This window comes from Streptomyces sp. NPDC050315 (assembly GCF_040655775.1).
In the GTDB taxonomy this organism is placed as follows: Bacteria; Actinomycetota; Actinomycetes; order Streptomycetales; family Streptomycetaceae; genus Streptomyces.
On the sequence record NZ_JBFAKN010000006.1, the window covers coordinates 201,991 to 224,102 of the forward strand.

General features: G+C 68.2%; 24 protein-coding genes. 6 read left to right on the forward strand and 18 right to left on the reverse strand.

The genetic code is table 11. The features are described from left to right. Positions 1–40 precede the first annotated feature (40 nt). The 10 genes from AB0I82_RS23160 to AB0I82_RS23205 all read right to left on the reverse strand — a co-directional run bounded on the left by AB0I82_RS23160 (position 41) and on the right by AB0I82_RS23205 (position 8,043). The gene (locus AB0I82_RS23160) at positions 41–430 is read right to left on the reverse strand and encodes a hypothetical protein (protein WP_363259644.1); all 390 of its coding nucleotides are present in this window, start codon (positions 428–430) and stop codon (positions 41–43) included. A 111-nt stretch (positions 431–541) separates the two neighbouring features. Then, positions 542–736: a hypothetical protein gene (locus tag AB0I82_RS23165; protein ID WP_363259245.1), complete on the reverse strand. Its 195-nt coding sequence runs from the start codon at positions 734–736 to the stop codon at positions 542–544. A gap of 225 nt (positions 737–961) precedes the next feature. Next, a complete protein-coding gene (locus tag AB0I82_RS23170) occupies positions 962–3,154 on the reverse strand; it encodes a hypothetical protein (protein ID WP_363259246.1) in 2,193 nt (730 codons plus the stop codon). A 94-nt stretch (positions 3,155–3,248) separates the two neighbouring features. Next, the gene (locus tag AB0I82_RS23175) at positions 3,249–5,129 is read right to left on the reverse strand and encodes a hypothetical protein (protein ID WP_363259247.1); all 1,881 of its coding nucleotides are present in this window, start codon (positions 5,127–5,129) and stop codon (positions 3,249–3,251) included. A gap of 13 nt (positions 5,130–5,142) precedes the next feature. Then, positions 5,143–5,451, reverse strand: a complete 309-nt coding sequence (locus AB0I82_RS23180) for a hypothetical protein (protein ID WP_363259248.1) — start codon at positions 5,449–5,451, stop codon at positions 5,143–5,145. Positions 5,452–5,473: 22 nt separating this feature from the next. Further along, on the reverse strand, positions 5,474–5,866 hold the full coding sequence (locus AB0I82_RS23185) for a DUF3307 domain-containing protein (RefSeq protein WP_363259249.1): 393 nt from the start codon (positions 5,864–5,866) through the stop codon (positions 5,474–5,476). Between the two features lie 11 nt (positions 5,867–5,877). Next, positions 5,878–6,246: an RRQRL motif-containing zinc-binding protein gene (locus AB0I82_RS23190; RefSeq protein WP_363259250.1), complete on the reverse strand. Its 369-nt coding sequence runs from the start codon at positions 6,244–6,246 to the stop codon at positions 5,878–5,880. Beyond that, a complete protein-coding gene (locus AB0I82_RS23195) occupies positions 6,246–7,256 on the reverse strand; it encodes a DUF2637 domain-containing protein (protein WP_363259251.1) in 1,011 nt (336 codons plus the stop codon). The genes AB0I82_RS23190 and AB0I82_RS23195 overlap by 1 nt, the downstream gene beginning before the upstream one ends. Continuing rightward, positions 7,256–7,789 (reverse strand): hypothetical protein, encoded by a 534-nt coding sequence (locus tag AB0I82_RS23200; protein WP_363259252.1) that lies wholly within the window; start codon positions 7,787–7,789, stop codon positions 7,256–7,258. Before AB0I82_RS23200 ends, AB0I82_RS23195 begins: the two co-directional genes overlap by 1 nt. Then, positions 7,786–8,043 carry a DUF6284 family protein gene (locus AB0I82_RS23205; RefSeq protein ID WP_363259253.1) on the reverse strand — a complete coding sequence of 86 codons (258 nt, stop codon included), beginning with the start codon at positions 8,041–8,043 and terminating at the stop codon, positions 7,786–7,788. Before AB0I82_RS23205 ends, AB0I82_RS23200 begins: the two co-directional genes overlap by 4 nt. A gap of 1,110 nt (positions 8,044–9,153) precedes the next feature. On the opposite strand from AB0I82_RS23205, the gene AB0I82_RS23210 reads away from it, so the two are divergent. Both AB0I82_RS23210 and AB0I82_RS23215 read left to right on the forward strand, forming a co-directional pair. Further along, positions 9,154–9,924 carry a helix-turn-helix transcriptional regulator gene (locus tag AB0I82_RS23210; protein WP_363259254.1) on the forward strand — a complete coding sequence of 257 codons (771 nt, stop codon included), beginning with the start codon at positions 9,154–9,156 and terminating at the stop codon, positions 9,922–9,924. Further along, positions 9,921–10,394, forward strand: a complete 474-nt coding sequence (locus AB0I82_RS23215; protein WP_363259256.1) for an NUDIX domain-containing protein — start codon at positions 9,921–9,923, stop codon at positions 10,392–10,394. Before AB0I82_RS23210 ends, AB0I82_RS23215 begins: the two co-directional genes overlap by 4 nt. Here the strand turns inward: AB0I82_RS23215 and AB0I82_RS23220 are convergent. Both AB0I82_RS23220 and AB0I82_RS23225 read right to left on the reverse strand, forming a co-directional pair. After that, complete coding sequence (locus AB0I82_RS23220) at positions 10,382–10,948, reverse strand: HD domain-containing protein (RefSeq protein WP_363259258.1); 567 nt, start codon at positions 10,946–10,948, stop codon at positions 10,382–10,384. The genes AB0I82_RS23215 and AB0I82_RS23220 overlap by 13 nt on opposite strands. A gap of 9 nt (positions 10,949–10,957) precedes the next feature. Further along, positions 10,958–11,404 carry a winged helix-turn-helix domain-containing protein gene (locus AB0I82_RS23225; RefSeq protein ID WP_363259260.1) on the reverse strand — a complete coding sequence of 149 codons (447 nt, stop codon included), beginning with the start codon at positions 11,402–11,404 and terminating at the stop codon, positions 10,958–10,960. 118 nt (positions 11,405–11,522) lie between these two features. Here AB0I82_RS23225 and AB0I82_RS23230 point away from each other — a divergent pair, with 118 nt between their 5' ends. From AB0I82_RS23230 to AB0I82_RS23240, 3 genes are all read left to right on the forward strand, one after another. Further along, entirely contained in the window at positions 11,523–11,762 is a 240-nt protein-coding gene (locus tag AB0I82_RS23230; protein ID WP_363259262.1) for a hypothetical protein, read from the forward strand. Further along, entirely contained in the window at positions 11,759–11,971 is a 213-nt protein-coding gene (locus tag AB0I82_RS23235; RefSeq protein ID WP_363259264.1) for a hypothetical protein, read from the forward strand. Before AB0I82_RS23230 ends, AB0I82_RS23235 begins: the two co-directional genes overlap by 4 nt. 103 nt (positions 11,972–12,074) lie before the next feature. Beyond that, entirely contained in the window at positions 12,075–12,227 is a 153-nt protein-coding gene (locus AB0I82_RS23240) for a hypothetical protein (protein ID WP_363259266.1), read from the forward strand. Positions 12,228–12,235: 8 nt separating this feature from the next. Here the strand turns inward: AB0I82_RS23240 and AB0I82_RS23245 are convergent, their stop codons facing one another. From AB0I82_RS23245 to AB0I82_RS23270, 6 genes are all read right to left on the reverse strand, one after another. Continuing rightward, positions 12,236–12,502: a hypothetical protein gene (locus AB0I82_RS23245; protein ID WP_363259267.1), complete on the reverse strand. Its 267-nt coding sequence runs from the start codon at positions 12,500–12,502 to the stop codon at positions 12,236–12,238. A gap of 114 nt (positions 12,503–12,616) precedes the next feature. Further along, a complete protein-coding gene (locus tag AB0I82_RS23250) occupies positions 12,617–14,131 on the reverse strand; it encodes a PIN-like domain-containing protein (protein WP_363259269.1) in 1,515 nt (504 codons plus the stop codon). A 398-nt stretch (positions 14,132–14,529) separates the two neighbouring features. Further along, a complete protein-coding gene (locus AB0I82_RS23255) occupies positions 14,530–16,200 on the reverse strand; it encodes an HNH endonuclease signature motif containing protein (RefSeq protein WP_363259271.1) in 1,671 nt (556 codons plus the stop codon). Positions 16,201–16,603: 403 nt separating this feature from the next. After that, positions 16,604–17,824, reverse strand: coding sequence for a hypothetical protein (locus AB0I82_RS23260; protein ID WP_363259272.1), 1,221 nt, complete (start codon positions 17,822–17,824; stop codon positions 16,604–16,606). Next, entirely contained in the window at positions 17,821–18,726 is a 906-nt protein-coding gene (locus tag AB0I82_RS23265) for a hypothetical protein (RefSeq protein ID WP_363259273.1), read from the reverse strand. Before AB0I82_RS23265 ends, AB0I82_RS23260 begins: the two co-directional genes overlap by 4 nt. Positions 18,727–19,353: 627 nt before the next feature. Further along, complete coding sequence (locus tag AB0I82_RS23270; RefSeq protein ID WP_363259274.1) at positions 19,354–19,569, reverse strand: hypothetical protein; 216 nt, start codon at positions 19,567–19,569, stop codon at positions 19,354–19,356. A 104-nt stretch (positions 19,570–19,673) separates the two neighbouring features. Between AB0I82_RS23270 and AB0I82_RS23275 the strand changes: the two genes are divergently transcribed. Beyond that, complete coding sequence (locus AB0I82_RS23275; protein WP_363259275.1) at positions 19,674–22,028, forward strand: LuxR C-terminal-related transcriptional regulator; 2,355 nt, start codon at positions 19,674–19,676, stop codon at positions 22,026–22,028. The last annotated feature ends 84 nt before the right edge of the window (positions 22,029–22,112 follow it).

Consider the following 22,112-nt stretch of genomic DNA (forward strand, 5'->3'; position numbering starts at 1 on the left):
TGACGAGACGTGCGGTCGCCTTTGGTGTGCCCTGAGCTGGTCAGTGGTGGTTGATGGTTCCGCTGGCCTTGCCGAAGAGGCCGGTTGCGGTGATGTTCTGAGTGATCGGGGCGGGGGCGGGGCGGCGGCAGCGCTTGAACAGGGCTACCGCCGCGGCGCCGCCGGTCGCGATGAGGGCGACGGCGGCCCACAGGGCATCGGTCATGGCAATCAGTCCCGGTGCGGCGTAGGAGAGCCCGACTCCGGCGACGGCGATCCCGCCCCCGACGGTGGGCACGAGCAGGGCGGTTGTCTTCGCCCAGGCCGGGATCGGCTGCACGGCCGGAGCCGCGGGTGCCGGCGGGGTGGCCTGTTCGGTGTAGGCGAGGGTGCGGATGCCGCCGGGCAGGGTGACCACCTGTACGCCGGGCGGGATCTCGTGCACCGGCATCCGGAGCGCAGTGGGCTGGTAGAGGAGGGCGGGCGCCTGCTGGGCGGGGGCGGCGGTGATCGGGTAGACGGGCTGGTAGTCCACGGCTGCTCCTCCAACGGGCGGGCGGGGTCAGGCGGTGAGCTGAGTGAGGGCGCCGGCTATCGCCTGGCACGCGGCGTAGATCGGCTTGGCGGCTCCGGTCTCGGCGGCGAAGAAACCGAAGAGGAAGAGCACGAGCGCGCTACCGGCGCCGACCTGGCGGCCGCGGATGAGGAAGAAGGTGAGGGCGCCGAAGAGGACGGCGGCGGAGACGGTCAGGGCCACAGGAGAGCTCCCGTCGGTACGGCGGTGGGCGGCCCTTCGAAGGAAGAGCCGCCCACGCGGTCATTACGGTGTGTAGCTGTAGTGGGTAGTGAGTACTGGGTAGTGGGTAGTGGGGTGTCTACTGGGGAAGGCCTGTTGAGAACCCCCAGGTGAGCGAATTAAGGGGTTAGTGGGTAGTGGGGTGTCGCGCCCCACTACCCACTACCCAGTAACCGTGCGTGAGGGTCAGGTGTGGTCGGGGTGGACGTAGACCGAGTGCGGTCCGCGGTCGCGGTAGATGAGTTCGCCGCGTTCGGCGGCGGCCTTGAGGGCTTCGCGGACGGTCTTGCGGTCCCGGCCGACCAGGTCGGCGATGGCGGCCGGCTTCATGCCCATCGCCCCGGCGGACTCGATCGCGTCGATCGCGGTCGGCAGCCACTCCGGCCCGGACGGAGCCGCCTCTGCCTCCTCCTCGGGGGCAGTTTCGGCGGCCTGTTCGGTGATGCGCTCGAACTCCGCCAGGGCCCGCGCGATCGCCGCGGCCACCTGCGGATCATCCCCGTCACCGCCCGAACCTCCGCCCGCGGCGGGCTCAGCGGCCGGGGACGCTGGTTCCTGCGGTGTTTCGGCCGAGGGTTTCTTGGCCTTGTCGATGTAGTAGTCGATGGGCTTCATCGGGGTGAGCGTCCCGATGCCCCCCGCCTGTCCCGGTGCGGCGTTGCCGCCCGCGGCGCTCGTCCCGCCCGCCATGGCGCGGGTGCCGGTGCCGGCCGGGGTGGGCAGGCCCAGGGCGTCCAGCAGCCAGGCGATCCGCTGGGGGGCGGACCAGCGCTCGTGGTAGCCGAACGGCGCGGCGTCCTCCTGCGCGGCCTGGTCGAGGTCGGGGCGGATGTCCCAGCGAGCCACGGACAGTTCTTCGATGTCGTGGCGCGGGGTGCCGTCGGCGTGCTCGTCCTCGTCGTTGGCGAAGTAGACCTTGCCGCGCTCCGGGCCGATCCCGCCTTCCTGCGCGCGGGCCTGGTCCAGGATGTAGAGGGCACCCTTGCCGGGCAGCTTGGCCAGGTCGACCTGCTGGTAGTGGCCGGGGAAGACGAACTGGCCTTCCTGCTTCTTGGCGAAGCGCATGCCGATGGTGATGTCGTACTGCGAGTCGACCTCGCCGCCGCCGGTGTTGGGGCCGGTGCCGCGCTGGACGGCGTCGACGACGTCCACGGCGGCCTTCCGGCCCTTCTTCAGCAGTCGGATCTTCGCCTTCAGTGCTTCCGGCGTCCAGGCCATCAGGTCCGAGTTCTCGTCAGAGAGGACGATGACGGCCGGTTCGGTGTCCTTGGGCTGGATCTTGCCGCCCTTCATCCGGCGGGCGCGGCCGTCGGCGATGGCCAGGGCGGCGTTTAGCAGCCGCACCGCCTCCGCCGGATCGGTGGCCACCCAGTCCAGGATCGGCCGATCAATCAGGCGCCCGTCAGCGTCCTTCCATTGCTGAGCCCAGGGCCGCAGCCAGCGCTTGGCGGTGTTGCCCTGCGCCATATCGATCATCCAGATCACCGCGTCCGTGCAGCGGGTGAGCGCCGCGATGATGACGTGCAGAAGCACGCTCTTCCCGGAGCCCTTCATGCCCGCGATCATGATGCTGACCTGGCGGAACAGGATCTCGATCGGCTCCCCCGACTCCAGCATTCCCAGCGTGAGCGGCTCGCGGATCGTGAGCGGGTGGGCGTCGCCGGGCAGGTCGATGGTCTCGGCCAGCACGTTGCGGGTGGTGACGTGCAGCATCGCCTCGGAGGCCAGCCCGGAGTCGCTGCGGACCAGGCGGAGGGCGCCGGGGCGGATGTCGCCCTTGCGGGTCTCCAGCGCCGGCAGCATCGTAAGCAGCTGCTCGAAGGAGGTGCTGGTCAGGCGCAGCGGCATGGCGTAGCCGCCGCGCGTGCGCTGACTCTTGCCGACCTCCACGCCCCGCGCCCCGACCTCTTCGAGCAGGCGGGCCCATTCGGCGCGGTCGCCATAGCCGGTGCCGGCTTCGGCGGCCCACTGCGCGGCGATCTCCTCCGCCCGAAGCCCCCGGTCGATCGCATAGAACGGAGTGAGGGCGGCGGTGGCCGCGCCGACGACGGCTGCTGAGGCGAGCGTCCAGGGGCTGCCGTGGGCGGTCCAGTTGATCCAGGCGTAGGCGGCGCTGGTCCAGGCAGTGGTGAAGCCGGTGTGGAACCAGCGGCGGAACTTCGACTGGCCGGAGGTGCGGATGAAGCGGGAGGTGGCCGCGGCGGCGATGCCGGTGAGGGAGCCGACGCCGATCCAGCCCAGCGGCAGCGCGGTATCCGCATCGGCGGCCAGACCCAGGCCGAGGCCGCCGGCGTAGACGGTGGCGGCGGTGAACAGCGGGGTAGACACCACGCCGTGCCGCCAGGGGATCGGCTCGTGGTTGCTGGGACGGCTCAGCATGAGCAGGGTCTCCGTTCGATCGGGGTGAGCCGGAAGAGCGCAGGCCAGGCACCGACGGTCGGTGCCTGGCCTGCGGTGATGACGGGCTAGGGGGTTACTGCCAGTTGGCGGACTGGTCCCACTTGGCGCCCTGGATGGTGGGGTTCTCGATGTTGTCGATCTGCTCGGCGTGGATGATCCGGTACAGCGTCGGGATCGAGTCCAGGCGTCCGGCCAGTGCGTGGGCGTAGACGGCGGTGTCGTCGTACGCCTCGGGGATGGCCTGGTTGACCTTGAAGTTCTCCCGGCTGGAGTGCGCGGCCATGGAGATCACGTCGCCGATGGCGCGCTGGATCTCCGCCAGGCTGTTGATGGTGGCTTCGTAGCCGATCATGTTGCTGGCCGGGTTGAGGACCATCATGGCGCCGGCGGTGCGCACGGCGTCGGCGGCGTACTGCAGGGGAAGTGCCGGTTCGATCGAGCCCACGGGGACTCCCTTCGTTGCGGGGGTGGTGATGATGCGGGTCGGGCTGTGCACCGGCCGGTGACTGCCGGAGGCGCGGCGGCCGGCCGGGGTCGGGCGGCGCGGCGGCGTGGGAGAGCTCCCGCCGCCGGTGTGCCGGTACATCCAGCGGTTCAGCCAGCCCCAGGTACCGGCCCAGGCCAGCGCCCGGGCGGCGGGGGTGGTCAGGGTGTGGAAAACGCGGGCCAGCGGGCGCAGCCAGTTCGGCCCGGCGGTGGAGAAGCGGATCGAGCCCAGGGCCAGGTGCCCGTTGAGCAGGGCGCGCGAGCCGTAGCGCCAGGCGTGAGCCAGCAGCGGCGATCCGTACCGGGCTGCCGCGTGGGCGGTGGCCCGGATCGGGGCGGCGGCCTTGCGCAGCCGCTGCCGGGTCAGGGCACTGGTGTGCTGACGCAGCTTCCGCCCCACCCAGTACCGGCTCCGCCGCCAAGCGCCCATCGCCGCACCAAACGACCGCTGAGCGACCTTCGCCCCGGCTCCCTGGCCCGTGTCGCTGCTGCCCTGGGCCTTCTGGTTCGGGTGCTTGGGCCGGGTCTTGAGCTTGCCGGGGTAGGGGTCCTTGCCGCCCGTGCGGTCGCGGTTGACGGCCCGTTGCAGGGCCTTGGCCGCCTTCCACGCCCGGCTGGACACCGACGGGGACGAGGACTGCGGCCGGTGCTTGTGCTTGCCCCTCACGTCGCCTGGCTGCGAGCGCCCGCCGGAGCTCCCGGCGCCGGTCGGTGAGGTGGGCGTGGTGGGGGACTTGCGGCGCAGCGTCCGCGACAGCTGCTCCACCGGCCCCGACCGCCCGCCACCGCCGGCACCGCCTCCCCGCTTAAGAGGAGACGCTGACCCGCCGGAACCTGCCGAGGACCGAGGGCTCTTAGGAGAGGTGAGGCTGCGGCCAGTGCCGCCGGTGGCGGCCGCATTCCGCCCCAGACGAGCAGGACTGCCCCCGGCCGTGTTGGACGCGCCGAACAGCGGCCTGTTCTTCCCGGCCATCGAGCCGCCCGGCTTGTGCGACGAACTGCCCATGCGGCCACCACCGGCCACAGCAGGACCGGTGGGCTTGCGCAGGGAGGGCCCGGAGCCGGTGCGGGTCGCCGGAATCCGCCCGCCTGCGCCCGACATACGCCCCGCAGAGCCGGGGCCCGAAGGGCCGCGGTGGGTGCCGGGTGAGCGCGAGGACGTCCGCCCCAGGCGGCCGGTGCCGGAACGGCGGATGCGCCGGCCGGTCTTCACCACCAGGGCGGCGGTGGCAACCGCGGAGCAGGCGATGACGGCCAGCAAGACGGCGGGCAGGCCGAACTGGTGGGACAGCCAGCAGAACCCGATCAGGCCGGTCAGGGCGCCGCCGGGGATCAGCACACCGGCCAGCGTCTGCCCCGGGGCGGAGGCCGGTTCCTTGGTCTGCGCCACGGGTTCCTTCTGTGGCCGCGTGACGGGTTCGGGGGTGGTCGTGGTGGGAGGTTTGGTTTCGGTGGTGGTTGCGGGCATGAGGGCCTCCCGGTCAGTGGCGGTGGGGGTGCTGGGCGGCGATCTCCTGCCACCGGCGGTTCTCCGCCGCGTCGCTGCCGCTGAGCCGGACGGTGAAGTCGCACCCCTCCTCGCGGCAGCGGTGCGTGGTGGTCGTCCAGGCGTCTGCCAGGCGCTGGCAGCAGGTGGTGCCGATGGCCCAGATGCTCGCGGTGCAGGCGACCAGCAGGCTCGGGGGAACGTCGTAGGAGACCAGCTCCGCGGCGTTGGCAGCGGCCACGGTGCCACCGAGGAAGATGGAGACGGGGAAGGAGAAGCGGCGGATACGGTCAGTGCTGTTCACGATCGACTCCTTGAACCGCACGTCAGGCGGCGAGATAGAGGGCGGCGGCGACAAGGGCGGTGATGTGGGCGGTCTGGTCGACGTGCGCGGCCCCGCCGCGCTCCGCCCAGCCCGACTGCCGGGCCAGCCTCATCCAGCGCTGGATGGGCCACCGGCGGTCGATGAGGCTGTGCGTGGCACCGATCCACACCACGGCGAACGCCGCGGGCAGCAGCGGAAGGCGCCACCCCAAAACCGCGGTACCGACCGCGAGCAGCAGGCCGCTGGTGAGCAGGTGGGTGCCGGCGTGGGTGAGGTTGGCCCCCCAGCCGCGGCGGCCGGACTGGGCCTTGCAGGCGGCCTGGTGGTCGGTCTGGAAGGGGTAGTCAGCCAGCAGATGCGCCAGGTAGAGCAGCATCGCGATCTCAGCGAACACGAGAACTCCTGTCAGGCGGCCTGCGCGGGAGCGTCCGCGCAGGCCACACAGATGCCGAGGGAGGAGGGGAGGATGTAGCCCGCATCGCACCCGCAGGCGGGGCACGTACGGCGGGCGGCGTTCGCCCTGGCCAGCGCCGCCCACCGCGCCGAGGTCATCGGCCTAACCGGCAGCGCCAGGTCCAGGCGGTAGAGGTACGCGACGCGGACGCCGGCGCGGTAGCGGCGCGAGCACCACAGGATCTGCGCGGCCACCTCCTGGCCGCCCGGCCGCAGCCCGCGAGCACGGAGCTGTCGCCGGGTGGCCAGCCCATCCGGGGCGAGCCGGAAGGGGTAGGTGGGGATGCCGTACCGCGACCCCTGGGGGTCGTAGAACCGCATCACGGCCTACCGGCCAGCGCGGTGCCGTTGACCGGGCGGGGCGCGTCGCGCAGCTCCTGGTAGCGGGTGGAGACCCAGCCCACCGACCAGCCGGTCAGCTCGGCCGCGGTCCGTACCGGCAGCTCGGCCGCGAACGCGGCCTGCACGGTGGCTCGGGCCTGGTCTTCGGGGAGCTTCTCGGTGGCCGGCCCGGCGGCGAGGAGAGCGTCGCGTTCACGCGCGGCCCGCTCCTCGCGCTGCTGGCGTTCACGGCGTTCACGCTCGATGCGCTCCTGCCGCTCTCGTTCGCGGCGCTCGGTGGCCTCACGTTCACGGCGTTCACGCTCGCGCTCGGCCTGTTCACGTTCCCGCTCACGCTGTTCACGAGCCTCCCGTTCCTCCCGTTCCCGGGCGGCGGCCTGCTCGCGCTCCTCCCGCCGATGGCGCTCTTCCCGCTCGGCCTGTTCACGAGCGAGCTGGGCCTCGTGCTCGCGCTGTTCACGGGCAAGCGCGGCAGCGTGTTCCCGTTCCTCCTGCCGCTCCCGGCGGACGGCATCCGCCCGCTCCCGGGCAAGCTGTTCCCGGCGTTCGCGTTCGGCCTGCTTCTTGTCCTCCAGCGCGGTCACTGCGCGGGTGATAGCGCGCCGGTAGGCAAGTCCCGTCTCGGCCGTGACGATCAGCAGGAGTGGCGCCACGGAGTGGACGGACACGCCGACCAGGTCGCCTTTCAGGGCGGAGTCGGCGATGTTCAGGGCCAGGGTCATGGCGCCGGTCATCCATCGCAGGGCGATGGGCCACCGGCCGCCGTGCCCGCCCAGGCGGGCCAGCACCGAGTCCAGACGGACGACGATGACCACTGCCGCGTCGACCACCAGCGGCAGGATCGGTGCCGTCCAGGCCCACGCCTTGGGCGTGTGGGCGGCCATGAGCGGGGTCACGGTCAGGATCGAGTAGAGCATCGCGCCGCCCACGATCAGCCATGTGCCGACCGACAGTGCGCGCTCTGCTGAACGCACCTGAACACCGTTCATCACGCACCCCCCGGCGGCTCGGTTGCGGGGGCGGTGACGCTGCGGAAGTGGTCTCGGTCGGCGTCGTAGATGAACGGCAGGCACCGCCACCGGACCTCCGCCGCGGGGCGTTCATCCGGCGGGCCCCAACCGCTCAGCGGAACCCCCAGGGTGGCCGCGTAGGCGTAGGCGGCTTCCCGGTCGGGGTGGACGCTGTGGGGCTCTCCGTAGTGAATCAGCAGCATCATGGACGCGTCTGTCGGTGTCTCGCTCAGCGCGCGAAGACGCTTCTTCACATCGGCCAGCTCGGCGCGGGCCTCATCCAGCTCGGCGACCGTGTCCTCCAGCGTGAGCCGGAGCATCCGGGCGCACATCCTGGCGATGTCGGCGTCCTTCTCGGCATCCTCGGCGCGAGCGGTGAGCACGAACGTCTCCCGGATGTGGGCGCCGTACGCAGCGTCCGCCTGCTCCTGCACCTCGCGCGTCCGGGCGCGGGCGGCGTCCAGCTCAGCGGCCAGCTGGGCGAGACGGGTTCGGGTGACGATGCGGATCATGCCGCGTCCCCCATTCCGGCCTGGTTGGCCAGCGCGGCGCGGGCGGCCAGCACCTTGTTGGCGGCCCGGCGCAGACGGCGGGTGTCCAGCTCGGACGCCGGCCGGTCCAGCAGGCTGATCTGCACGTCCAGCAGCTCGACCTCCGCCTCAATGACGGGCATCTCACGCTCGATCGCGTCCAGCTCAGCGGCCGACGGCTCACCGTCGACCGCGATGGCGGTAACAGCCACCTGATCAGCAGCGATGTGCTTCATGGGTCGTGGTCCTCTCACAGTGGAACGGCCCGAAAGCGGCTCCGGTGTGCCAGCACCGGAGCCGCGCGCCGTTGTGGAAAAGCCGCTCACAGAGGGCGGGCGGCTGGGCTGCCGACTTGCGGCAGCGGTGCCCCGGCCGGGAGTCGAACCCGGCCTGCGACCATCGGGGCGGTACGTCGATCAGGCGTTGCCGTTGTGCCCGCACGTTGAGCAGGCGTAATGGCCGTTGATGACCACCACGGCCTGCTGGCAGTTGCCGCAGATGCCGGTGCTCATCGCCGACCACCCCCGGCGCGGACCCGGCGCAGGGCCTCGTCCATGTCCGGGTCGCTGTCAGCCGGGTACGCCGCTAAGGCGCGGCATGCCATGCTGGTGATCACAGGTGCCTCCCAATCAGGTGCCTGTACGCGGCCTCCGGTGTTCCAGCACCGGGGGCCGCACTTCGTTGTGGAGCTGTCCGGCTCCCCTCAGCCCCGCCCGTACGGCCGTAGCCGGACGGGCGGAGGAGGCAACCGGCCGCAGCGCTAGCCGCTGCGATGGCAGGAAGAAGGACGACCGGGTTGTTCGTCGACGGGTGATTCCGCGCGAACCGTGGTGTTGCTCAGGCGCCGCGGTGCCGGTCGATCACTGCGGCGCCCAGGTTCTTCTTGTGCTGTGCACGGGGCCTCCTTGTTCGGAAGCGGACGTGAACAGGTCTCCTTCGGGGGTGCGGCGCCCGTATCAGGTAGCGCGGCATGACCCCGTTGTAGGCGTATGGAGACATGACCTTTCGGTCTAAGCCCTCCCGAATGCCCAGGGTCGGGTGCGCCCTCGGCCCGCTCTGTCCCGGGCCCCTTGAGGCCACGTCCGTGGACGTGACCCCCGTTAGTCGTGCAGGCACGACAGCTGCTTTCGGCCCCGTTTCCGGAGCGCTTCAGCGTCGCGAGATACATGTAACACGTGTATCTCTTGTGCCGTCAAGAGTTCCGCCCCCGGAGGGGCGTTCTCTCGGTGTGCTTCTAGATTGCTGGCAGAGCGTCAGACGGACGACTGCGCTGGTGGACGGCTCAAGGACGTCTCACTAAGGTCGAAGTCGTCCCAGGACGTCCCAGTGCGGGGGAAGGACGGCGCATGGCGAACGAGAGACTTCGAGGCGCGATAGTCGAGCGGGGGCTCACCTTCGAGGAGGTCGCCGAACGACTTGGCGTAGCCAGCAAGACGGTTGAGCGCTGGGTCAGTAACTCGGACCGCAAGCCCTACCGCCGCTACCAGTACGCGCTCGCCTCGTTGCTCCGGTACGAGATCTCCTACCTCTGGCCGGATGAGCGCACGATGGCCGAGGTGACCGCATCCGGCAGTGCCGAGCTGGTCAAGCTGTACCCCCACCGGTCGGCAGTACCGCAGAGCCTTTGGCCGCAGCTCTACGCGAAGTCTCAGACCCACTTCGACGTGTTGGTCTACTCCGGGTTTTGGCTCACGGAAGATCCCGCGTTCCTGCGACTGGTCAAGGAGAAGTCGGCGGCCGGCGTACCGGTCCGCTTCATGCTCGGGGACCCGGACAGTCCCGAGGTGGCGACCCGCGGCGCCGACGAGGGAATCGGCGGGGCGATGGCCAGCAAGATTCGCAATGCGCTGATGAACTACAGCTCTCTCTTCGGCCTGCCCGGTGTGGAATTCCGCCTCCACAGCACGACCCTCTACAACTCCATCTACCGGACCGACAACGAGCTGCTCGCCAACGGTCACGTCTACGGCGTCGGCGCGTACCTCGCGCCCGTACTGCACCTACAGCGGGTCCCAGGCGGGGAGCTGTTCGACACGTACGCCGAGAGCGTCGAGCGGGTGTGGGAGAGCGCCCGTCCGATCTCGTCACCCATGGATTGCGCGGAGGCCCACGTATGAGCCGTATCGACTACTACGACGACCCAGCCGCCCCGAAGGCGAACTCTGTCGTGCCCTCAGTGACCGCGATTGTCCGTGACGCGGACGGACGATTGCTGCTCATCCACAAGACGGACAACGACCTGTGGGCTCTCCCCGGCGGCGGTCACGACATCGGTGAATCGATCGCTGAGACCGTCGTACGCGAGGTGGAAGAGGAGACCGGCATCAAGGTCGCTGTCGATGACGTGAGCGGGCTCTACACCGACCCGCGGCACGTCATGGCGTACGACGACGGAGAGGTTCGTCAGCAGTTCTCCATCTGCTTCCGCGCGCACCCCACGGGCGGCTCGCTGCGTACGAGCGACGAATCCAAAGAGGTCCGCTGGGTTGCCCCAGCGGACCTGGACGCTCTCGACATCCACCCGTCGATGCGGCTGCGCATCACGCATGGCCTGGATGGTTCGCGGCCGGCGCCCTACATCGGCTGATCTGCACCAGCCATGGCCATACGCTCTTCGATCCGGGCTGTGGCCGCGTGAATCTCCGGTGCCGCCCGCTGGATGAAGCGGCCCACGATCGTGTCAGGGCCGTACCGGGACACGATCTCCTCCAGCCGATCGGTCGAGGTGGTGTGGCCGCCGTCCGGTGTCGTCGTCATGTCGCAGAAGATCAGCGCGTCGACGAGGTCGGGCCGCTCCAGCTCGAACTCGCTCGCCAGCTCCTCCCGCAGCCCCCGCTCCTCAGCTTCCAGCAACGCGCAGGAGTGATGGGCCACGAGCCGCACGACTCGTTCGTCCATCCCTTCCTGATCACGCAGGAAGCGCGCACCGTCGAGCGGGTGGAAGCCGGTGGTGGCGATTGAGGGGGAGTACCCGACGTCGTGAAGTACCGCGGCGGCCTCCATCAACTCGGCGTCAGCCCCGAGGATCGGCCGCAGGTAGGCCGCACGCTTCGCGACTCCGAGCGAGTGCGCCCACCGGCGCGGGAGAGGTTCGGCGAGTAGCGATTCGGAGAGCGCGTATGCCCGCTCGGTGAGTCCCATACAGCCAGCCTACGAATTCACCGCAGGACGCGGGAGGGCACGTACGAAGCGCCCCTTCCCGTGGACCGCTTCCAACAGGCCCTGTCCTTCCAGCGTCGACAAAGCCGCACGCACGGCCGTCCGGGAGACACCGAACTCGTCACAGAGCCGCGCCTCGGACGGGAAGGCATCACCAACCGAGAAGTCCCTCTCCGCAAACAGGTCCCTCATCCGCTCCACCAAGGGCCGGCGCTCAGTACCGTCGCTGACCACACGGCCGACGCCGGGTGCGGAATGGATGAGACCTTCCTTCTGCAGGATGTCCAGGGCACGGCGGACAGTGGTGCGTGCCACACCGTGGTCGCGCATCAGGGCAGACTCGGACGGGAGCTCCTTGACGATGCGCCCCTCCCTGATCTCCTTGCGGAGCGCATCCGCGATCAGCAGATACGTCCCGCGCGGGCTCGCCCCCGGCATCTGGTCCCCTCTCCTCCACATGAGTTTGCCCTCCAAGACTCGCACGGTCGCTCGTTCGCAGTCTTCGTGCGGCGCGTTCACCTTGCTCGAAAATCGAACAAGCGATCTAATTAGGGGTATGGATCGCCCCGACTTCCCGCACGACCTCCTGGAGGTCCAGACCGCTTGGTACCTCACCTACGGTCGGCTTGCTACGGCGCCGACGAACCAAGTGGCTCCCTACCGCCGGCGTCTGCTGGAGCTCTCCCGGCGCATCGCCGACCACCCCTACTGGCAGACCCCGCAGGGCACGCCCGCGGCCCGCGTGGCGCTCAAGGAGCAGGCCCGCGCCGCCGCCGTGCGCGGCCGACGGCCGTGAGCCTCACCGCCCGCCAGGAGCGCATCGCCCGTAGCGCCCGCGAATGGCAGGCCGCGCACGGCGAGCCGCCCACCATGCGGGAGCTCGCCACCGCGGCCGGCCTCTCCTCCCCCTCCTCGGTCTCCTACCAGCTGCGCCGGATGCGTGAGCAGGGCGTGCTGGTCGAGACCCGCGGCCGTAGGGCTCGCTGCCCCTACTGCGGCCGCTGACCGCAGCATTGCCCCTGTCGGTCCCTACAGGGGCAGAGGGTTGGACGGCGGTCCTTCCCGAAGCCCTCTACCGAGCGCGGAGGCGAGACGCCACCCTTGGGGGATGGAGGATTTCGAGTTCGAGTGCTGGCGGTGCTTAGAGACCAACGTCATCCAGGGGCGACCCAAGGGCTTTTGGAGCACGACGCACTATGAGCTGCCGGGCGAGTTCGAGTGCTGGGCGTGCGGCGCTCTCAACACCACGCCCGACGACTGAGCGCCGGGTCATTGGTCGCCGGCGCGGCCGTTGTCCTCGTTGTCGGCGTACTCGGGCACCGTGCCGGTTCCGTCGCATCGCTCGCACGGGATCGTGTACGTCTGGCCGGTCTCAGTGTCGGTGACCGTGACCTGTCCGTTCTGGCACGAGCCGCACGTCGGCACGGCGACTGTCGTCTCCTTCTCCGCCAAGAGGCGCTCGGTCAGGTTCAGCAGGCGTATGTACCGCCCGTCAGCACGCAGCGCGGGGATGTACTTCGGATCCACCCAGCCCATGACCGCCTCCACTCGCCGAGGCTGGCCTCCATCGTCGCGCTCACCGCCGACGAGCACCAGGGGCAGAGCGGTGTGCGTCTCGAATGGCAGGAATAGCAGAGCTTTCTGATGGCCCTACGTCGTCGTTGAGTGGGGAGGATTGTCACGCGGTGAATCCTCAAGCAAAGGCTCGACGAAGTGCCATGACAAGCTTCCGCTCGGTTCATACTGAACGGATCCCCAATAGATGGCATGCACCCCGTTATCCATGTCCGAGGTGAAGCATACCAAAATCACTCGCCAATCGGGGTCAATCTCGCCGAGATGATTGATGTCACTCGACGAGAAGAGCGACTCCTGTCCGTCTTCTCGATTTTCGAAAAGTCGATTGCGCGAAGCCTTAAGATGCAGAAGAGCGAAGTCCGGCGACTTCGGGCGCTTTGCGTATCGGATCGGATAGATGACGCTATTTCCAAGAACTGGATAATCTTTCCCTGCTAGTCGGCAGGTGGTCCCTCCGAGCGATAACACTGCCTCCTTCAGCTCGTGCAGAACTGCAGTAGGAATGGCTGCCCCATAAGTGAAACCAGGGTCTGGAAATGGCTCGGCTGCGGCCTTCGCTCGAAGGTGAGCCCGGTGGATGCAATGCGGGATGGAGTGAGCCAGTGTGGCGGGAAACTCTCCGGCAAAGTTCATTTCGGCTTTCGCCAAGTCGCTAACGGAGCGTTCGTCGACCTTCAGGCTGAAGATCTCGTCTGCTTGCGTCAGCAGTTGACTGGGAGTCAACATGAAAATTTCGGCGCCCACTCGCTGTCGAAACTCGACCTTGAGTTCCTTTCTGGGGCGCGCTGGCACCTCACCATCCCTGGGTACCCACCAGTCTTCCTTCACGTCTCCCGTTACGAGTAGAGCGTCACAGTGGCGGCGTTCGGCCTCTTCAAGGATCTGCGTCCACAGCACGTAATCCCCCGCAGCTCGCTCTGGTGGTTTGGATTTGAAATCTGCATATCCGGGAGGTATTTCTTGTTCAGCGCGCCTCTGTGCATCTTCCACCAAATTCGCAAGGTCGGCCTGAGAATACGGTTCGCCGACTCGCCCCTGCAATAAATGTCCGAGCTGGATAAGCACCGGGTCGGTATGCGTGGTCGCGGTTCCATCGAGGGCATCATTTCTAGCTTGCTCCTGTATGATTCTCCTCAAATCCTCCAGGGTATTCGCCAAGATCGCCCTCTTGGTGTCGATGCTCTGAGTCACTGATTCATCGGTATGGAAGTGCACGTCCTTCTGCCAGCGGTCCAGTGCATCGGTAACAGATCGAAACGCCTTATCCAACGCCGCGCACGCATCTCGCGCCTTCATGCGATGGTGATTACGGACCGATGGAAGATCGCGGTCACGCCAGAACTCCGTCAGCACCTGATGTGGCACCCACAGACGGTCACGGAGCTTTCCCAGGACGGCGAAGGTGTCTCCCCTGGTGCGCTCGTTGGAGCGATACAAGTTGAGCAACACGTTTGTGTCGAGAACGACCATCCCCGTCTCGAAGACGCGCTCATAGTCGGCACGTACGGGCGTCCGGTAAGCCTCTTCGCAGTCGAATATCCCGCGCCCTTGTGGCTGGTCGCCTGCGCCGACCTTGGCCTCAGTCATAGTCTCCCCCTATGCCACAGCCCCAACTGCCTGGACAACTAGCACAAGTGTCCCAGCCTGTGGCGCTCCTCGCAGACGTATCTTTAAGCCACACCGACACCGACCCTCCGGCCTGTGGCAACGTGGCCAAGGGTCAGGACTAGACCGCTGCCGGGCCTCATCCGGAAAGAAGAAGTTGCAGATGCGCGACCCGCGTGGGTAGCCGGCCTGGGAGGGGGCGATCTGACGGGTTACGGGCCACCGACGGGCCAGAGGTGCGCATACGACCGTGCCAAAGAGTGCTTTTGCAGGTCAGGGCGGTGGGGCTGGTTGTGAGCGGAGCGCTCTTGAAAACCGTTACCGCGACGCTATGCCTCAAGCTCCCACCCTGGGCAAACAGGGTGGGAGCTTGAGGAGCACTAACGAAGCGCCTCTTCGTGCAGTCGGCGGGCGGTGCTTGTCAGGCGACGGCGGAGTTTCTCCTTGTTGACGCCGTAGGTCTTGAGGGCGTGGCAGTTCGGGCACAGGGCGATCATGTTCCAGGGGACGTCAGGTCCCCCCTTGGCCAGGTCTTGCACGTGGTCGACCTGCAGGATGGGCTTGCCCGCTGCTGTGCGTTCCTTGGGGTGGCCATCACAGTCAGGGTTCTCGCAGCTGTCCTTGCAGCGGCGTAGGACAGCCGCCCTCGCGCTGGGGTCGCGGACGAAGCGGTCAGCTAGTGACGGCTTCTTCGCTTGTCCTCGGCGTTTGGCGTTGGCTTCTGCATTTTTCGTTAGGCGCCGGTACGCGTCCTCGTCGGTCTCTGAGGTGTCCCGTACTTCGGGGTCCAGGTCGCTTGGGCGATAGGTGCCCGTGTCGTCATGCAGAGCGCCCGTGTCAGCGTCCAGTGCCTCCAGGACCTCAGTGGGCCACGTCTCGCGCTCCGGAGAGGGCACGGGGGCCAAAATCCAGAGGAACTCCCGGCGCCACTGGCGGTCCTCTCCGATGCCCCACCGCAAGCGACGCTGGACGATGACGGCCCATGTCTCGAAGCTGAACTGCCCCTGGTACGGCTTGTGCCAGTAGCGGAGAGGACGGCCGGCAGACTGATACCCGGCCATCAGCTCGTTGCCATCGGTAAGCTCCTGGTCGCCCGAGAGGCCATCTCCGACGTAGGAGATCCAGTGCGTGTCCGGGATGCGGCTGTCGTTGTAGGGCCCCTTCTCGTCTGAGAAGACACTCAGGATCCCGTCAGCGAGGCAGCCGATCCCCGCCATCTTCTGGCCGCCGTAGGCGCGCCAGATGGCGTCCCGGTCCTTGAAGCTTTCGCCTAGTTGCGGGCGTAGGGCGTCAGCCCACCGGCCGGCGAGCAGTTCGTGAAGCCCGAAGTCCCTCAGCAGGTCGGGAGGCAGCGGATAGAAGTAGCGCAGGATGAGGCCGGCTGCGGCTGAGGCCGCGGCGTCAGGGCGTGATTGCAGCAGGGCGTAGTCGTCCTCGCGGAGACCGCCGGAAGGGTCCACCTGATTCAGGGACTGCAGGGTGGGCCGCCGTCCGCGGCTGGTGAGCGCGAGGCCCTCCTCGTGGTCCAACGTCCACAATTCATCGCGCAGGAGAGCCCAAAATGGGTATCGAGTACTGTCCACGCCATCGTCTACCTGGGCGTACTTCACCATCAGCGGTGCCACGGCATCACGTGTAGCTGACCACGGCTGCATGCGGGGCGCGCCGGCTACGGCCTGCCCGATTGCCCACAGCAGGAGCACGGGCCGATGCAGAGCTGTGCCCGCCGCACGCCGTGCTGGCCGCACATCTCCCACTCGTCGGTGAAAGGTCTTAGGGGGCTCCACGACGGTGAAGCCCTCCCGCCTCAGCCAAGCCACCGCGTGCTTGAGGCCGCCACTCAGCTCCGATGGCTTGAGCGCTTTGCCGAAGTCATACCGGTGGGCGACACCGGCTATGGCCTTTGAGTCGTACTGCCGCCCCTCGTGAACCAGTAGATAGGTGGCAGCTGCGTTGTAGCCGTAGGTGGCACGGAACTTCTCCACCCCAAGCCGGTCGTGCTCTTTAATCGCCTGCAGGATCCCCGCGCGCGTGATCTCAGATGGAGCCATAAGCGACACCGTAGATCGGGGCACTGACAGTGAGGCTGTGCCCTGCCTCCCCCAGGCGGAACCGAGTTGAGGCGTCAAGTTGCAACCGCGGACGGCATCAGCGCGGCCGGCTCCCGCGCCGACGCTCCGTCGTTCGAGCATGGCCCGACGGCCGCAACCGGCTGGGAGAAGACTGGGAGAAGCCCTTCTCCGTGGGCTGATGCGGACGATGTCAGACCAAGCCATACCAACACTCTGACCCCCCATTGGTTCCGGCGCCAGGGCTTGATCATCATCGGACCTTATTCGAGACGAAGAAGTCACAAGTCGTGGTTCTTGGCCGTTGGTCTTGCTTGGAGCCGGCGTCGGCCCTCAGGGGCTGGCCTAGAAGTAGCGCCAGCCCCTGAGTTAGGCGAATGACTTGTCAGTCGTCCTCAGGTTCCTCGTCATCTTCGGGCGCCTCGCTCGCGATGAACCCCTCGTCGAGGTCGGGCCCGTGCTTGATGAGCATCTCGTAGACCTGGTGAGCAGTGTTGCGGGTGCGGTTCCACTCCTCGTAGGTGCCGAAGGGGTGCGGTGGTGGTGAGACTGGCGAGTCCTTTAGGGCGGTTGCCGCGTCGTGGGCAATGTCCAGCGCCATGGTGAGACGTTCGCGGTTGTCCCGGTCGCGGTCCTCGGGCGTGGTGGACTGGTTCTTGGCCTTGCGGGTTTCCTGCTGTTTGAGGAAGCCGGCCATCGCCTTCGCAGGATTCGCGATCTCGTAAAGCCGGTACTCGGTCAGCGGTTCCGGGTGGCGGGTCTCGCGAGTGTCACCGGTGAGGATGACACTGCCGTCCTCGCGGATCACCGGAATCTCGTATTCGTGGGCCGGCTGGATTGGATTCCAACGTTCCCAGGCAATGGCGAGCAGGCGCAGGCCGTGTTCGTGCTTTGCCAGGTCGGCGAGGATCGACGGTGGTGAGCCTCGGAACGGTGCGCTGCCCTCGTAAAACTTCGACTCGCGGTCGCGGGTGAGGTAACCGTCCATCATCAGGACGAAACCGCCACCGATCATCAGCGTGATCCGTGCGTTCCGGTCTCCAGCGAGGGCTCGCTCCAGCAGCTGGTCCAGTGGCGTGTAGACCGGAGCCCAGTGCTTGCCGGGCACCTCCTCGGTGAGGAAGCCTCCGTCGCCGAAGGCATTGCGCGCCGTCTGCAAAGTGGCTGGCCGGCGGACACCGGATGCCTTGCGGTTCTTCGGCCGGCGCACGTCCCGGTCAACCAGTACGCCGAGCATGAAGCTGAACTGTTTGTTGGTCACCGCACGGCGGGCCATGATGTTGCGGATCTCGTACTTGGTGTTGCCGAAGGATGAGCCTGCGGTGAGCCGGTAGGCGGTGTAGATGCAGCGCCACACGGGAGAGGCATCCGGGCAGCCGATGGCCGCAGGCAGTGCGTCCAGCGGAGTCAGGCCAGTAATGATGTCGGCCTCCTCGCGTTGTAGCTCGCCACGAACCACCAGCGCATCCACGGTCTGGTTGGCGATGTTGTGCCACATCGCGTCGGGCGTCCACGGGTTCTTCTCCAGGTGCTCGCCGGCGACGAGGTTCTCCACCATCGTCACGAACGACATTCCAGGCGCCTGTGCGGCGGTCTGCGTGGTCACTGGTTGACCTCCATGGTGTCGTCGTTACGCGCGCCGACGACCAGACGCACGGGAACGGTGGCGGCTTGGCCAACTCGCACCACCTGGTCCGACAGCCCCCGTCGATAGGCAGCGTTGTAGGCCGTGATCTCGTCGCGGACGGCGCGTCGCAGCGAGTTGGGGTCGCGCAACAGATCCTCGACGACAGCGTCGGCGACACCGGCGTTGGACTTGCCTGTGCGGGTCTTGGCCGCGGAGGACAGTCGAGAAATGCCGTCGACGACGACAGGCAGGACCCGGCTCGGTGAGCCGTCGGCGAAGGTGATGCGCACCAGGATGACCAGCAGAGGCTCGGACACGCCGCGCTGCAGAATCGAGTCGGAGTAGTCAGCCTTCGGCACGCCCAGCGTGCCGGTCACGGTCTCACGGACCAGGTCCGCCAGTTCCTTGGGGCTGCCGAACTCGCAGCGCGCTTGGGCCAGGGGCCTGTCCGCGTCGTGGTCGTCCAGCAGTCTCGGTGCCGGCACCGCCAAGGAGAGAGCTGCGATCCGCGGTTGATAGAGCGGGAAGAGCATCCGCGTCCATGCCTGGCACTCGATGACGTACAGCGAGCCGCCCGGGACGGCGACCTCGCTTAGAAGCGAAACTCCGTTGGGCTGCTCAGTCACCAGCAGCGCGGCCCGCTCGGGCTCCACCTGGAGGGCAGCGGCCGCCTTGCGGGCGTCCTCGCTGATGTTGGTACGCCGGTTCCTGGCCAGCCTGTTGCCGACCTTGCGCAGAGCGCCGGTCTCCGGGACGTCCGGAAGTGGCGACGGGCGGCGGGTGATGCTCAGCTCTTCCAGGTCCGGATCGACTGCCGCAGGCAGGTGCACGGGCGGCTGGGGAGACTGGGGGTCCTGGAAAAGCGGGATGTTCTCGGTCACTGGCTCAGGTCCATCGTGACGTTGCCGCGCACAGCCCAGTTGCTGTGCCGGCTTCAGCGGTGCGACACCAAGAAGTGGAGTATTCGTCCGCCCACGAAGGGGATCGCCGCCCGACGGCTGACGATGTGCTCCGTGGCGCCTGCCACATTCCGCTTTCGCTGAACCTTCACCGTGGTCCCGCCGGGGCCCTTTGCCCGAAGCGATTCCGCGAGTCGCAGTGCCCCGAAGGGCCACCCGGATTTGGTGGTCCAGGCGTCAAGCGACGACGGCCATGCAGATCGACGCCGTAAACATGTACCACGCGAGCTTTCAATTGTCAACTTCAGTCACAGTGCTCTCGTTCGTGCATGTGCTCTCATCTGTCTCGCTTGGGACGGGGCTCGCGGTGAAACGCCGCAGCGCTGTGCGCAGCCTCGTCCTCCACGCCCCTGACTTCTTGGCATCGTTCGTTGTCCTGGTCTTTGTCCAGTGCACTGACGGACGCCACCGTTCACCGCCGTACGTGCATCCCGCCTGACCTGCGCCGCGAACCACGGCGGACGCCCCTGTACGGCCAGACGAACAGTTGGAAAGCGTGTTGGGGGCAACCCCTCACGAGTTCGAATCTCGTATCCTCCGCCATTGCTCTCACCGGGCAATACGTCGAAGGGCCCCACCTCCGGGTGGGGCCCTTCGACGTTGTTCGAGCAACGCGTCCGGGACGTGGAGGTAAGCGAGCCGCATCGCGATCATGTGAGGGCCCTCATCCGGGTCGCCGTCGTGCACGTCGGCCTCGCCCGACTCGATCATGTTCGACGAATTCTGCGCGTATTCCATCAGGAGCGCGCTTTCATCGATCAGCACCGCGCTCGGCGCATTTCGTCCGCATCGCGCCGATAGGGTTCTTGGTCCCACCGGAGCACACACCGGACAGACAACTGAAGTCCTCGACGGAGGCGAGTCCGATCGTGAACGATGTCGAGACGCGGGGGAACGTCTGCCGGAGCCTGAGCGAGTCGGCCTTCGTCGGCCGACGGCAGGAGGTCGCCGAAATCCGACGGCTGCTGGCCACGCACCGGCTGGTGACGGTGACGGGGACGGCCGGCGTCGGCAAGACGAGGCTGGCGTTGCACACGGTGCCCCGGCTGGCGCGCACGTACCCTGACGGCGTGCACGTCGTCCAGCTGGCCGGCGTACACGACGCGTCGCTGGTCCCGCTTGCCGTCATCGAAGCGCTGAACGTGCAGGACACTTCGGGGCGTTCGCCCCTCCAATCCCTCGTCGACCGGCTCAAGGACCGGGAGCTCCTCCTCGTCCTGGACAACTGCGAACACCTGGCCGACGCCTGCGCGCGGTTCGCCGAGACGCTGCTGGACGAGACGGCACGGCTGCGCATCCTGGCCACCAGCAGGCATCGGCTGGGCCTGGCCGGCGAACACGTCCTGGACATTCGGCCGTTGCCGACGCCCGTGCCGGGCGAGCCGCTGCCCCCGAAGCCCGCGCTGGAGTACCCGTCACTGGCGCTGTTCGTCGAACGGGCCGCGGTCGCGCTGCCCGGGTTCGTCCTCACGGCGGACAACCAGGACACGGTGACCGCCCTGTGCCACCGGCTGGACGGCCTGCCGCTCGCCATCGAGCTCGCGGCGGCGCGACTGCGGTCCCTCGGCGCCCGGCAGCTGCTGGACCGGCTCGACCGCCGCTACCGGCTGCTCGCCGGTGACGAGGGCGCCCTGCCCCGCCACCGCACGCTGCAGGCGGCCGTCGACTGGAGCTACGAGCTGTGCACGCCGCAGGAGAAGGCGGTGTGGGCCCGCGCGGCGGTCTTCGCCGGGGGCTTCGACCTGGACGCGGCGGAGAAGGTCTGCACCGGGCCGGTTCTCACCCGCGACGAGGTGACCGAGGCCGTCGCCGGTCTGGTGGACAAGTCGCTCCTGGTCCGGGACGGCGACGCGGTCGTCGCCCGGTACCGCATGCTGGAGTCGATCCGGCAGTACGGGATCGACAAGCTCCGTGAGGAAGGCGCCGGCGCGGAGGAGGAGGTCAGAAGCCGTGTACGGGACTTGTGCCTGAGCCTCGTCGAGGAGCACGACCGGCGGTGGTTCGGCCCCGACCAGCCCCAGCTCGCCCGCCGGATCCACGTCGAGATGGACAACATCCGGTCGGTCCTTGAGTCATGTCTGAGCCGACCGGACGAGGTGCAGGCCGGACTGCGACTGGCCGGGCACCTGTGGTTCTTCTGGTTCGGCTGCGGGGCGTTGGTGGAGGGCAGGTACTGGCTCGAACGCCTGCTCGGCGCGGCTGCGGAGCCGACGCGCGCCCGGGCGCGGGCACTGTGGACCCTGGCCCTCCTTCTGTTGGCCTCGGGTGACCCGGCAGGCGGGCTGGCGCGGGCGGAGGAATCGCACGAGCTGGCCCTACGGCTGGGAGAAGAGGCCGAGGCGGCGCACACCTACTTCAGCCGGGGCGGCGCCCACCTGCTCCGCGGCGAATACGACCGCGCGCGGGCCGTGTACGAGGAGGCACTCTCCCGGCCGCCGGTCGAGGGCGAACTGATGAGCCTGGTCGGCTTCAAATACGTCGAACTCGCCTTCGTCCTCACTCAACACGGCGAGTACGACCGCGCGATTGCCCTGTGCGAGGAGTTCCGGCGCGTGTGCCTCGCACAGGGCGAGCAGTGGATCCACTCGTACCTCCTGCGCGTCCTCGCCCTCGCCGAATGGTCCAGGGGAGACCGGTCATCAGCGGGCGTTCACGCTCTGGGATGCCTGCGACTCAAACGCGCCGTCGGTGATGTGCTCGGGATCGCCATGACGCTGGAACTGCTCGCCGCCGCGGGCGCGCAAGGCGGGGAGGGCCGACGCGCCGCCGTCCTGCTCGGCGCGTCCTGGCGGGTCTGGCAAGACACCAACAGCTTCGTGCCGGGCAGCGCGTCCCACGGGTCCGTGCGCTCCGTGGCCGAGAAACACGCCCGCCGACTGCTCGGCGAGAGCTTGTTCGAGAGCGCCTACCAGGAGGGCCTGAGGCTGTCCAGTGACGAGGCGGCGGCCTACGCACTGGGCGAGCGGAAGCCCCCCGGCCGGTCCACGCTCGACAGCCGGCTCACCCGCCGCGAGACGGAGGTCGCCGAACTCATCGCCGAGGGGCTGACCAACCAACAGATCGCCGACCGCCTCGTCGTCGCCCTGCGTACGGCGGAAGGCCACGTGGAGCGGATCTTCCGCAAACTCGGACTCACCTCCCGCAGTCAGGTCGCGGTCTGGGCCGAGGGCCGCCGCGCCACACAGGCACGCGCGCACGCGGACGCGAACGGCGTACCGCCGTGAGCCCGCGCCGGTAACGCCGCTGGTACGGCTGCCCGGCGGCAACCACCGCTCACGCCCACCAGCGCAGCCACCATACGAAAGCGA